The organism is Sporanaerobacter sp. PP17-6a (assembly GCF_900095615.1).
In the GTDB taxonomy this organism is placed as follows: domain Bacteria; phylum Bacillota; class Clostridia; order Tissierellales; family Acidilutibacteraceae; genus Acidilutibacter; species Acidilutibacter cellobiosedens.
Genome location: NZ_FMIF01000004.1, coordinates 125,995 through 138,348, shown reverse-complemented (window position 1 = coordinate 138,348; position 12,354 = coordinate 125,995). Strand labels below are relative to the sequence as shown.

13 protein-coding genes and 2 other annotated features (1 of these 15 only partly in view) are annotated in these 12,354 nt (G+C 33.0%); of the genes, 1 reads left to right on the top strand and 12 read right to left on the bottom strand.

Annotated elements, in window-relative coordinates:
• From PP176A_RS03670 to PP176A_RS03640, 8 genes are all read right to left on the bottom strand, one after another.
• Positions 1–1,170 (bottom strand): AI-2E family transporter, encoded by a 1,170-nt coding sequence (locus PP176A_RS03670; protein WP_071139098.1) that lies wholly within the window; start codon positions 1,168–1,170, stop codon positions 1–3.
• Positions 1,171–1,243: 73 nt separating this feature from the next.
• Positions 1,244–1,450 carry a hypothetical protein gene (locus tag PP176A_RS03665; protein ID WP_071139097.1) on the bottom strand — a complete coding sequence of 69 codons (207 nt, stop codon included), beginning with the start codon at positions 1,448–1,450 and terminating at the stop codon, positions 1,244–1,246.
• Positions 1,450–1,977: a PRC-barrel domain-containing protein gene (locus PP176A_RS03660; protein WP_071139096.1), complete on the bottom strand. Its 528-nt coding sequence runs from the start codon at positions 1,975–1,977 to the stop codon at positions 1,450–1,452. Before PP176A_RS03660 ends, PP176A_RS03665 begins: the two co-directional genes overlap by 1 nt.
• 216 nt (positions 1,978–2,193) lie before the next feature.
• Positions 2,194–2,628, bottom strand: coding sequence for a Fe-S cluster assembly scaffold protein NifU (gene nifU, locus PP176A_RS03655; RefSeq protein WP_071139095.1), 435 nt, complete (start codon positions 2,626–2,628; stop codon positions 2,194–2,196).
• A 2-nt stretch (positions 2,629–2,630) separates the two neighbouring features.
• Positions 2,631–3,806 (bottom strand): cysteine desulfurase NifS, encoded by a 1,176-nt coding sequence (gene nifS / locus PP176A_RS03650; RefSeq protein ID WP_234958774.1) that lies wholly within the window; start codon positions 3,804–3,806, stop codon positions 2,631–2,633.
• Complete coding sequence (locus PP176A_RS03645) at positions 3,806–4,261, bottom strand: RrF2 family transcriptional regulator (protein WP_071139093.1); 456 nt, start codon at positions 4,259–4,261, stop codon at positions 3,806–3,808. Before PP176A_RS03645 ends, nifS begins: the two co-directional genes overlap by 1 nt.
• On the bottom strand, positions 4,245–4,415 hold the full coding sequence (locus tag PP176A_RS16165) for a hypothetical protein (protein ID WP_159429029.1): 171 nt from the start codon (positions 4,413–4,415) through the stop codon (positions 4,245–4,247). Before PP176A_RS16165 ends, PP176A_RS03645 begins: the two co-directional genes overlap by 17 nt.
• Positions 4,393–5,052: a hypothetical protein gene (locus PP176A_RS03640; RefSeq protein ID WP_071139092.1), complete on the bottom strand. Its 660-nt coding sequence runs from the start codon at positions 5,050–5,052 to the stop codon at positions 4,393–4,395. Before PP176A_RS03640 ends, PP176A_RS16165 begins: the two co-directional genes overlap by 23 nt.
• A gap of 103 nt (positions 5,053–5,155) precedes the next feature.
• On the opposite strand from PP176A_RS03640, the gene PP176A_RS03635 reads away from it, so the two are divergent.
• The gene (locus PP176A_RS03635; protein WP_071139091.1) at positions 5,156–6,475 is read left to right on the top strand and encodes a hypothetical protein; all 1,320 of its coding nucleotides are present in this window, start codon (positions 5,156–5,158) and stop codon (positions 6,473–6,475) included.
• Between the two features lies 1 nt (position 6,476).
• Here PP176A_RS03635 and PP176A_RS03630 read toward each other — a convergent pair whose 3' ends face one another.
• The 4 genes from PP176A_RS03630 to asnS form a co-directional block, all read right to left on the bottom strand.
• Complete coding sequence (locus PP176A_RS03630; RefSeq protein WP_071139090.1) at positions 6,477–6,749, bottom strand: DUF3343 domain-containing protein; 273 nt, start codon at positions 6,747–6,749, stop codon at positions 6,477–6,479.
• 171 nt (positions 6,750–6,920) lie between these two features.
• Positions 6,921–7,877, bottom strand: coding sequence for an L-threonine 3-dehydrogenase (locus PP176A_RS03625; protein WP_071139089.1), 957 nt, complete (start codon positions 7,875–7,877; stop codon positions 6,921–6,923).
• Between the two features lie 298 nt (positions 7,878–8,175).
• Positions 8,176–10,587, bottom strand: coding sequence for a leucine--tRNA ligase (gene leuS, locus PP176A_RS03620; protein WP_071139088.1), 2,412 nt, complete (start codon positions 10,585–10,587; stop codon positions 8,176–8,178).
• Between the two features lie 42 nt (positions 10,588–10,629).
• Positions 10,630–10,836: a binding site (T-box leader), on the bottom strand.
• A 58-nt stretch (positions 10,837–10,894) separates the two neighbouring features.
• The gene (asnS, locus tag PP176A_RS03615) at positions 10,895–12,286 is read right to left on the bottom strand and encodes an asparagine--tRNA ligase (protein ID WP_071139087.1); all 1,392 of its coding nucleotides are present in this window, start codon (positions 12,284–12,286) and stop codon (positions 10,895–10,897) included.
• A 63-nt stretch (positions 12,287–12,349) separates the two neighbouring features.
• Positions 12,350–12,354: a binding site (T-box leader), on the bottom strand (it continues 234 nt past the right edge of the window).

Sequence of the window (12,354 nt, the reverse complement as noted above, 5' to 3'; positions counted from 1 at the left end):
TTATTTGTCAATAATCTGATTTTTATTTAACTTCTCCATGAAAAACGAAAATACTATTTTCCCTACGGCTACAGCCGGAACTGCAAGAACCATTCCCCATATTCCCATAATCTCGCCTCCTATTATTAATGAAACAATAACGGTAATAGGATGAATTCCTATGCTTTCTCCGATAATCTTAGGGGTTATAAGATCATTTTCAATCTGTTGAATTACAGTAAAAATTATTATAACCCATAAAGCTTTCAATGGACTATCTAAAAGGGCAAAAATCACTGCAGGAATAATTCCTATTACAGGGCCGAAATAGGGAATTATATCTGCAATTCCGGCAATGAGACCTATAACAAGTCCAAAGGGAATTTTTAAGATCAGCAAAGCAATAGTGGTGGACACTCCAATAAATATTGCCACTATAACCCTTCCTCTTATAAATTCGCCCAAAGCTTTATCTATTTCTTTCGATAATCTTGAAAAATCCTGCCTCTTATCCTTAGGCACCGTAATATATATTTTGTTTTTAATGGAATCCTTATCTAATATCAAATAGAACGTAAATATGGGAACCAAAATAATCGATGTAATTTTAGGGAAAATATCCATCATTGAACTTGTAATCTTTTTTATATTTTCACTCAAAATATTCCCCATATTTTCCGCGTTACCCATAACCGCTTGTTCAACTCCCTGAAGCTGAGGAGGCAAACTATAAATACTTGAATAATATCTATCATAAATATTATTTAAAAAATCAAATATTCTGTTAAGATATAGGGGAAGTATTTCCATGAGTTTTTTAGCTTCTTTTGTAATATTGGGAATAATCGTTAATGATAATATAACTATAACTCCCAGAATTATAGCATAAACAATGAGTATCCCAAGGCTTCTTCGAATTTTCCTTTTTTCAAAAAAATTTACTATCGGGTTAAATAAATATGCCATAATAACAGAAAAGATAAACATTCCAAATAGATTGGATAAAAAGCTATACTTATTCAGTATTTTATATATAAGATATATAAAAGTTATAAATATTAATACAAAAAAAACTTTCCTTACGTTTATTTTAATCCTTTTATCTTCATTAACATATTTATTTCCAATATTTATAAGGTAATATATCAAAAAGAACAGAAATGCCAATAGTAAAATCAATATTCCCGTCATTAAAGGACTTTTTACATTAATTGTTTTTCCTCTCCTTATTAATGTATTTTAAAGGCAGCCCAAAAGCTGCCCGTTACCAAAGGGACATTATCCCGTTTCTTATATTATAAAATGCTCTTCTCGTGCTTCTCATCATTTTTCTCTTATGCATCGGATCCATCCTGTTTACGGCAGCCATTCCAAAAACTGCTCCTAATATGCTTCCTACCCACATACCGGTTTTAAATCCATTATTCATCTTTTTCACTCCTTTTAAATTTATATCCTTAGTTTGCCACACTATCTTCCCTCTAATTCTAACAGTTTTTTGTAATAATCTTTTCCGTTGTCAATTATGTCTTTTATTTCTTCTTTAACTATTATATTTTTATCTTTAACTTCATGGCTTATATTTAAAGGAATAAAGCTTCTTCCATTAATAATATCTTCTATTACTCCTTCAGTAATAATAAAACCGGATATCCCACCGTCTTCTTTATTAAATATATAATCTTTTATATACCCTATAAATTCTCCCTTTTCTGTAATTACCTCTTTATCTATAAAGCAATCAATTTTTATACCCTTTTTTTCTTTATAATCTTCTTTTTCAGCCCTATTTAAATTTATAATCATAGAATCTTTCCCTATATCCTCTATTCCCTCAAAAGGAATTATAATTTTTTTTCTAAATATCTTTCCGTCCTCTATAACGAGGCTATCTATATATTTATTATCCTCAGTACATAATACGTTTTTTAATGTACCTATGGGTACATTATCTCTGTCCACAATTTTTAATATTGAAAATTGGCTATATCTTATCAATTAAATTCCCCTTTTCAATTTCTGTTATATTTTTATTATTTCACTTATTAATAAATTTATTAAAATAAGAAAAATTTCTATTGAAAAATTATAAGGTAACTTTTCTTGAAACTCATTTACAGAAAGCTCTCTTTAATCAATATCTTATAAGCAAGAACTTTCCTATTCGTTATAAAAAAAGCTGCCGAATATCAGCAGTTTTTTTATTTTGATCTATTATTCTATTTTACACCCGTGAAAATCATCATTTTCCGGTACAAAATCCTCCAATCCCTTAATATGGACATTATTTTTTTTCGAATAATCCAATAAAGCAGATTTCACAGCCTGTTCGGCCAAAACGGAACAATGCATCTTCACAGGAGGAAGTCCGTCCAATGCTTCTGCTACAGCCTTATTTGATAATTCCATGGCTTCGTCTATGCTCTTACCCTTAATCATTTCTGTAGCCATACTGGAAGATGCAATGGCTGAGCCGCATCCAAAGGTTTTAAATTTAACATCCTCAATCTTATTATCCTTAATTTTCAGGTACATTTTCATTATATCTCCGCATTTGGGATTCCCTACTTCTCCGATTCCATCTGCATCTTCTATTTCTCCAACATTCCTTGGATTTCTAAAATGATCCATTACTTTTTCTGAATACATGATTATCTCTCCCTCCTCTCGTCGTATAACGGCGACATAGCTCTCAACCTCGCCACAATTTCTGTCAGCTTCTCAATTACATAATCAACATCCTCTTCCGTATTAAAATCCCCTAAAGTAAGCCTTAAAGAGCCATGAGCAATTTCATGAGGAAGGCCGATAGCTAAAAGTACATGAGAAGGATCAAGAGACCCTGATGTACAGGCTGAGCCGCTGGAACCAGCAATCCCTTCCATATCAAGGCTTAGAAGAATAGATTCTCCTTCAATAAATCTGAAACAAAAATTAGCGTTGCCGGGAAGCCTTTTTTCATCATCTCCATTTAATCTCACATAATCTATATTATCAAATATGCCCTTTATGAGTCGTTTCCTCAGCTTAGTTAATTTTTCATTATGTTCGTCAATATTTTCACAGGCTAATTCAATTGCTTTTCCCAATCCAACTATGTAAGGAACATTTTCCGTTCCTGCTCTTCTATTCCTTTCTTGGGCCCCTCCCGAAATAAGAGGATCGATTTTAACTCCTTGCCTTATGTATAAAGCTCCTATTCCTTTTGGTCCATAGAATTTATGAGCAGACAATGATAATAAATCAATATTTAATTCGTTTACATCTATCTTTACATTTCCTATGGCTTGGACGGCATCCGTATGAAAATATATACCCTTTTCTTTTGCTATTTTCCCTATTTCAGCTATAGGTTGAATAGTGCCTATTTCGTTATTGGCAAACATTATTGAGATTAGGATGGTATCATCCCTTATGCTTTCTTTCAGCTGATCTAAATTTATAAATCCATATTCATCAACATCAAGATAGGTTACCCTAAACCCTTGTTTCTCTAAATATTGACATGTATGAAGCACTGCATGATGCTCAATTTTAGAAGTAATTATGTGATTTCCTCTTTTTCTGTTAGCATAGGCTATTCCCTTAATAGCCCAGTTATCCGATTCGGAACCGCAACTCGTAAAAAATATTTCCTGAGGTTTAGCATTAAAAACCTTGGATACCTTTTCCCTCGCTCTTTCTATAGCATTTCTTGATTGACCGCCAATAGAGTAAATACTGGATGGATTTCCGTATTTATCGGTAAAATAAGGCATCATCGCCTCTAATACTTCTCTTTTAATAGGAGTTGTTGCCGCATTATCCATATAAATATATTTTGACATCATACTTCCTCCTGAATTTTCTTTTTCTTTTTTTGTAGTATATTTTCCTGTTCATCAATCATATCCTGTAAAGTAATTGAATCGATTACATTATAGATACTATCTCTGATTCTCTGCCAAATTATTCTTGTAACACAATATTCTTCTTTTTCGCAAACATTCATCTCTTCATCTATGACACATGCTGCAGGCGCTAAATTACCTTCTAAAGATCTAAGTATGCTTCCAACGGTTATATCTTTGGGATGTTTACTTAACATATATCCTCCTTGAGCCCCTCTTACGCTTTGCAAGAGCCCGTCTCTTTTAAGTACCGCAACTAATTGTTCAAGATAATTTTCCGATAGACCTTCCTCTTCGGCAACACTTTTTAAAGATATAGGTCCCTTTCCGTAATTATAAGCTAATTGAAACATCGTTTTAAGACCATACCTTCCCTTAGTTGACAATTTCATTTTCCCGCCCTCCAATTCCAACCAAATAACTTGGCAATTCATTATAAGTATATTCTAACCCTTTATTTTTGTCAACATTCACAGTTCTAAAAATTTTCAATAAAAAAAGAGGAGTCTCTACTCCTCTGTCCTTAACATTCTTCTGAATTTTCATCCTCCAGGTCTTCTTCCCCTTCATCGAAAAGGTCGTCAAACTGAGGTGGAAAGAAATCAGGAAACTCCTCTTCTTCAAAACCATCACAAATATCACCGGGACTAAATTCTTCACATTCCGGAGGTTCTGGACAAAATCCCAATGTAGGTATTAGCAGTTGAACAGTTCCTACAATTTTAATGATTATAAACGTCCCAACCGCAAATGTAACTTTATTTCCAGTCTGCAAAGGCTGCCCTAATAATAATGAACTGGTTTCAACAACAACTCTGAATTCAAATTCATCTCTCGCATCTGGAATAAAGAGAACTACATCTTTATAAATATCAGGCAAAAATCCTTCTACTACACTTCCATCAGTTGTTATTACCTCAAAAGGTATTCTTAAAGTAAACTGTACTCTCCTAAAATGAGGTCTACCCTCTATATCTGTTACTACCAAGGTCCCGGGCACAATAAATCCAGGTCTAAATGATATATGACTAAAAGTTCCGCTTTCCAGTAAAACTTCAACTGTCGGGAAGCACTCCCTTTGTTGGCAGTGTGCATATACTTTGTCCGCTATGATACAATCCACTTCAAAAGCTCTATTCTGTGCATCAGGATCATAAAAACTGGATTTAGTTATTTTTTTCATATATTTCACTCCTTTCAATTTAATAAATACACTTTTACTTTCATATTATGAATTAAGCAGAGTTTTGTGATAATTTTATTTAAATATTAAGGGGGGAATAAATGTGGTTTTAAAAATACAAAATGGCTTTTTAATAAAAAGTCTTCAAGGCAGATATTACTTTTTTCAACTAAGAAAAAACAGAAAACTTGTATGTTCAATATTTGATAACAAAAACAAAAAAAACAGATCCATGTTACTTGTGGAAGATGAACGAATAATTGATTTCGCCGCAGATATTGATGAGGAAGATAGGATTCATCTGATTTACATTAATAATGAAGGACATTTAACTCATTACACATTTAAAAATGAGGAGAATGAAAAACCTAAAAAAGAATATATTACAAAATTAGATACTCGATCCAATATCTATTCAAATTTAAATTTCAAATTACAAAAAAATAATATTATTATTTTATACTCCTGTTCAAACGTAATAAATCCCAATATATGGTCTATTCATCAGATAATAAAAAGTGAAAAAATCAAAAAATCTACTGTTATAAATACTATTTCAGAAAAATTTTTCAGTCCTTTCTTTATGGACTTAGACAATCTGGGAAATATTCATTTAATTTATAGGGCCAAGGACATTAATTCAAACCATATATATTATACCTATTATAACGTATATATAAATAAATGGAATCCTACACCCGAAAAGATATCAACATTAAATAATGACAATATTTTCCCTTATCTTTTTATAGACACTCAAAATAATATTCATATCTTATGGGAAGAATTAATCAATAAAGATTATATTTTAAAATCAAAAATGTTATCTTTAACAAAATCAAACAACTTTAAATGGGTATCAACCTCTATTCCAACTATCAGAAACTGTGCTTATATTCCTATAATGCTGGAGGAAAATGGCATACTTAAAATAATATTTTCTGATGGAGAAAAAATTAAATGTATTTGTTCTCCCGATTATGGACTGTCTTGGAAATATGAAAAAGAAGCTACAGCGGAAAATGAAAATATGTACTTTATATTTTTTAGAAATAATTCTTCTAACTTTAATGAAAAAAATAAGATAAATAATATTTATGTAAAATTAGATAATAGTATATCCTTCTATTTCAGTGAAATACAGGAAGATTTCAATACAGCAGAAAAAAGAGAAATAGATAAAGTACAAAAAGAAGAAACAAATAAAGAGACAGACGAAGAAAAATTTTCATCTGTCGAAGATAGTGCTTTAGAATCTTTTAAAAAAGAAACCGAAATAAAAATAGAAGAAATTTCAAATTATATAAAAGATAATATAAATATACTATACTCAAAAACATCAAGTCTTGAATCCAAAATAGAGGAAATAAAAGAAATCCTAAATAAAAATGAAAAAAAGAAAAGGTTTGGATTGTTCAAATAATTTAATTTATCCTTTTAATAATATTCTTTCCTTCCTTTCTTTCAAAACTAAATGTACCAAAGATTTCGATACTTAATTCTTTAGCTTCATTTTCTATAATGCTTAAATCATTTAAGTTATAGAATTTGATTGAATAACTACATCCAGCCTGTATTTCACAAGGAGTTGATACAAGATGAAATTTATTTGAATCTAATATATCCAATACGTAATGAAGTTTTACAGCATGATTTCTGGATCTGATTACAGTTAAATAATATTTTCTACCTGCCATTAAATGTCCACTCCCTTATGATAAATGCAGAAATAATGTATGACATATATTACTGCAAAATTCTTTTAATATAAATATATTTATTTTTAAAAAAATTGTTACAAAGATGATGATATAAAAAAGGACCAAAAACTTATTTGAATAAGTCTTTAGTCCTTTTTTGATTTATATCTACTTCTTAAGTTTATCAGCTAATTTGGTGAGCATATCCACCGTCATCTTTGGCAAATCATATTCTGGTTTCCATCCCCATTCCTCTCTTGCAGCCGTATCATCAAGGGAATTAGGCCAAGAATCGGCTATAGCCTGTCTTACAGGATCTACATCATAATCCATAGTAAACTCCGGTATATTATTTTTAATTTCACCATAGATATCTTCCGGTTCAAAGCTCATGGCGGAAATATTAAAAGCATTCCTGTGGATTAATTTATCCGGATCGGCTTCCATCAATGAAACTATAGCATGCAATGCATCAGGCATATACATCATGTCCATATAAGTTCCCTTTTGAATATAGCAGGTATACTTTTTGTGTTTTATTGCTTCATAGTATATATGTACTGCATAGTCTGTGGTGCCTCCCCCAGGAAGAGTATCATAGGAAATAAGCCCGGGAAAACGCACTCCTCTTGTATCTACTCCAAACTTTTTAAAATAATAATCGGAAAGTATTTCTCCGGCAACTTTAGTAACTCCGTACATGGTTTCAGGCCTTTGAATAGTATCCTGAGGTGTTTTATCTTTTGGAGTCGACGGCCCAAAAGCTGCTATTGAGCTCGGTGTAAATACGGCACAATTTTCCTCCCGAGCTACCTCAAGTACATTATAAAGACCATTCATGTTAATATTCCATGCCTTTTGAGGATCATGCTCTCCCACGGCAGATAAAAGAGCCGCTAAATGAACTATTGTATTTATTTTATATTTTTTAACAGCTTCCGATATCTGTTTTCCATCTGTTACTTCAACAATTTCAAAGGGGCCCGACTCAATTATCGATTCCTGACCTTCCTTTTTTCTTCTGCTGCTGGCAACAACATTATCCCTGCCATATATATCTCTTAATTTCATAGTCAGTTCTGACCCAATTTGACCAAGAGCACCTGTCACCAAGATTTTTTTCATTATATAACACACCTCCATGAAATAGTAAATACAATTATCTTATTTATATTATAGCATATTTTAATTCATACATATATAAAAACCATAACCATAATAATTAAGAAAAAATAATAATTTATAATATAATCTCCCTATGGATTATAAAAAGGGCTTCAATCGAAGCAAAAATAAACTAACGAAGCCCTTTTTGAAATCCACTTAACGGAAAATATACACTAAGGAAATCATGATTTTCCCATGAAATATAAAACTGATAGCTAAGTATTCACGAAAATAACCTTAGCTATCAGTTTTATATTTATTTTACTACAATATTGTATATTTTACCCGGTACAAAGATTTCTTTCACTACAGTCTTTCCTTCTATAAACTTGCTTATAGTCTCATCCCTTAAAACTTTTTCTTTTACCTTCTCCTGTGAATCATCTAAGCTGATTGTAACCCTGCCTCTCACTTTGCCGTTCACCTGAACTGCTATTTCTACCACAGTATCTATAGTTAATTTTTCATCATATTTCGGCCAAGAAGACTGATTCAACATTCCTCCAAAATTTTGTCCTACCCACATTTCTTCTGTAATATGAGGTGCTACAGGATTAAGGAGAATAAGATAAGTTTTTAATTCCGCCTTATTAATCTTTCCCGCATTATTAATTTCATTAAGAAGTGACATTAGAGTCGCAATAGCAGTATTATATTTAAGGGTCTCATAATCATTGCTTACTTTTTTAATCGCCTTGTGAATACTCTTCTTCATCTTTTCAGAATAGGAATCCCCTTCAGTCAGTATATCCTGCAGCTTCCATACTCTGTCCAGGAATCTTCTGCAGCCTTTTAATCCGTTTTCAGACCAAGGAACACTTTTTTCAAAATCGCCTATGAACATCTCATAGGTTCTCAACGTATCTGCTCCGTATTCCTTTACGATATCATCTGGATTAACCACATTTCCTCTTGATTTTGACATTTTTTCATTATTTTCTCCGAGAATCATTCCATGAGAAGTTCTCTTTTGGTATGGTTCTTTAGTAGGAGCTACTTTAATATCATACAAAAATTTATACCAGAATCTTGAATAAAGAAGGTGAAGAGTAGTATGTTCCATTCCTCCGTTATACCAGTCTACCGGAAGCCAATATTTAAGGGCTTCTTTATCTGCCAGCTCTTTATCGTTATGGGGATCGATATATCTTAAAAAATACCAAGAAGAACCTGCCCACTGAGGCATAGTATCCGTTTCTCTTTCAGCCTTCCCTCCGCATTTGGGACAAGTGGTTTCCACCCATTCTTTTATATTGGCAAGAGGCGATTCTCCGGTATCCGTAGGCTCATAGGCTTCTATATTCGGAAGCATAAGAGGAAGTTCTTCCTCAGGTATTGGAACCCATCCGCATTTTTTACAGTGAACCAATGGTATAGGTTCTCCCCAATATCTTTGACGGGAAAATACCCAGTCTCTTAATTTAAAGTTGATTTTTCGAGAACCCAGTTTCTTTTCTTCAAGCCATGATACCATTTTTTCTTTAGCCTCTTTTACATCTAAACAGTTTAAAAATCCCGAATTTACCAATTCTCCCGATTCTGTATCAATATAGGCCTCCTTCTCTACATTTCCTCCTTTTACAACTTCCACAATAGGGAGATCAAATTTTTTTGCAAATTCCCAGTCTCTGCTGTCATGAGCAGGAACAGCCATTATAGCTCCGGTGCCGTAGGAAGCAAGAACATAATCCGATACCCATATGGGAATTTCCTTTCCCGTTGCAGGATTTACAGCTTTAATCCCTTTTATTTCAACACCTGTTTTTTCCTTTACAAGCTCTGTTCTCTCAAAGTCGGATTTTTTTATGGCATTTTTTCTGTATTCATTTATTTCATCTAAATTTTCAATATCCTCTTTATATTTATCGATTAAATGATGCTCCGGTGCCAAAACCATATAAGTTGCCCCAAACAGAGTATCGGGCCTTGTAGTATATACTTTTAAGTTCTCATCTTTTCCTGCAATTTTAAAATTTACTTCTGCTCCCTCGGATTTTCCGATCCAATTTATCTGCTGAATCTTGGCCCTTTGTATATAATCTACCAAGTCAAGATCGTCTATCAGTCTTTCCGCATAGTCGGTTATTCTCAACATCCACTGATTCTTTACTTTTCTTATAACTTCTCCCCCGCATCTTTCACATTTTCCGTCTACTACTTCTTCATTTGCCAATCCTATTTTACAGGAAGTACACCAGTTTATAGGCATCTCGGTTTTATAAGCCAAGCCGTGTTCAAAGAGTTTCAAAAAAATCCATTGAGTCCATTTATAGTAATTAGGATCTGTAGTATTTATTTCCCTCGACCAGTCAAAGGAGAATCCTAAGGATTTAAGCTGAATCTTAAATCTTTTAATATTCTGTTCGGTAACCTTTTTAGGATGGATTTTATTCTTTATCGCGTAATTCTCCGTAGGCAGTCCGAAAGCATCCCATCCTATGGGGAAAAGTACATTATATCCTTCCAACCTTCTTTTTCTCGCCACAACATCAATGGCAGTATATGGCCTTGGATGGCCTACATGAAGTCCTTTTCCCGAAGGATAAGGGAATTCAATCAAGCCATAAAATTTTTTCTTACTTCTGTCATTACTTGCCTTAAATGTTTGATTCTCATCCCATATATCATGCCACTTTTTCTCTATTTCCTTTGGATTATAATCCGTCATACAATACAACCTCCTATTATAAAAAATAAAACCTTCCATCTCTATAGAGACGAAAGGTCCGCGGTACCACTCTAATTGGCAGATAAAATCTGTCCTCTTATTAAAATAACGGTTTTTTAAACCGGTTAAAGCTAATTTATTCACCTTAACAGCTCAAAGACGAGTTCAACATTTCCATTGCCGCCTTCCACCTTTCAACAGCTCTCTTTAAAACGGAAAAAGTTTACTACTTCTTGTCATCGTTTAATATTCATTTAAATATATAATAACAGATATACGGCAGTTAATCAATAGATAAAATATAACTTTAAAACTCAGCGGATTTTACTGTTCTTGGGAAAGGTATGACATCTCTTATATTGTTCATACCGGTAATATACATTATTGCTCTTTCAAACCCCAGACCGTATCCCGCATGTTTTACCCCGCCGAACTTTCTCAGTTCATTGTACCACCAATAAGTATCCTTATCTAATTTCAGCTCTTCCATTCTATTTTCTAATATATCTGGCCTTTCTTCTCTCTGGCTTCCTCCTATTATCTCTCCGATTCCGGGAACAAGCATATCTGAAGCCGCAACTGTTTTTCCATCATCATTTAATCTCATGTAAAAGGCTTTGATTTCTTTTGGGTAGTCAATTACAAATACAGGTTTTTTAATTACTTTTTCTGTAATATATCTTTCATGTTCGGTCTGTAAATCCAAGCCCCATTCTACAGGATATTGAAAGGTTTCCTTTGATTTTTTAAGTATTTCGATTGCTTCGGTATATGTGATATATTCAAATTTTGAGCTGGCTACATGGTTCAGTCTCTCTAACAATTCCTTATCTATAAATGAATTGAAAAATTTCATTTCCTCCTTGGCATTTTCCATAACATAATTGATAACATATTTCATCATATCTTCAGCTAATTTCGTAGCATCGAACAGATCGGCAAAAGCAATCTCCGGTTCAATCATCCAAAATTCTGCCGCATGTCTTCCGGTATTTGAATTCTCAGCTCTGAAAGTAGGCCCGAAGGTATATACATTCTTGAAAGCCAAAGCAAAAGCCTCCGCTTCCAACTGACCGCTTACCGTAAGATTTGTTTCTCTTCCGAAAAAATCTTTGGAATAATCAACTTTTCCTTCATCGTTCAAAGGGACATTTCCCATATCCAAAGTGGTTACATGAAACATCTCTCCTGCTCCTTCCGCATCGCTTCCGGTGATTATAGGAGTATGAACATATACAAACCCTCTTTCTTGAAAAAATTTATGAATTGCATAAGCCGCAAGGGATCTTACTCTGAATACGGCATAAAACGTATTGCTCCTCGGCCTTAAATGGGCAATCGTCCTCAGGTACTCAAAACTATGTCTTTTCTTCTGAAGAGGATAATCCTGAGCGGAACTGCCTTCCAGCTTAATCATTTTTGCCCGGATTTCAAAAGGTTGTTGTGCTTCAGGAGTCTCCTTTAACTCCCCCTGGACAGTTATTGCGGAACTTATCTGATATCTTGTTATTTCTTTGAAATTTCCCAAATTTTCATCAAAAACTATTTGAATATTCTTAAAAAAGGTTCCGTCATTTAATTCAATGAAGCCAAAGGACTTTGAGCTTCTTATGGTTCTTATCCACCCAGATATTTGGACATCCTTATCTAAATACTTTTCTTGTGCTTCAAATATTTCCCTTACTGTAGTTTTCTCCATGAAATTACTCCTTTCTCTTTAAACTGTAAAAATAATATATAAAAAAACCTTTCATCCTTCTTATGAAG

Coding starts and splice junctions, on each gene's coding strand:
- nifU (WP_071139095.1), bottom strand. CDS start 2,628: ATGTATTCAGAAAAAGTAATGGATCATTTTAGAAATCCAAGGAATGTT.
- asnS (WP_071139087.1), bottom strand. CDS start 12,286: ATGGAGAAAACTACAGTAAGGGAAATATTTGAAGCACAAGAAAAGTAT.
- PP176A_RS03645 (WP_071139093.1), bottom strand. CDS start 4,261: ATGAAATTGTCAACTAAGGGAAGGTATGGTCTTAAAACGATGTTTCAA.
- PP176A_RS03630 (WP_071139090.1), bottom strand. CDS start 6,749: ATGGCAGGTAGAAAATATTATTTAACTGTAATCAGATCCAGAAATCAT.
- PP176A_RS03625 (WP_071139089.1), bottom strand. CDS start 7,877: ATGAAAAAAATCTTGGTGACAGGTGCTCTTGGTCAAATTGGGTCAGAA.
- PP176A_RS03670 (WP_071139098.1), bottom strand. CDS start 1,170: ATGACGGGAATATTGATTTTACTATTGGCATTTCTGTTCTTTTTGATA.
- leuS (WP_071139088.1), bottom strand. CDS start 10,587: ATGACGGATTATAATCCAAAGGAAATAGAGAAAAAGTGGCATGATATA.
- nifS (WP_234958774.1), bottom strand. CDS start 3,806: ATGTCAAAATATATTTATATGGATAATGCGGCAACAACTCCTATTAAA.
- PP176A_RS03640 (WP_071139092.1), bottom strand. CDS start 5,052: ATGAAAAAAATAACTAAATCCAGTTTTTATGATCCTGATGCACAGAAT.
- PP176A_RS16165 (WP_159429029.1), bottom strand. CDS start 4,415: ATGAAAATTCAGAAGAATGTTAAGGACAGAGGAGTAGAGACTCCTCTT.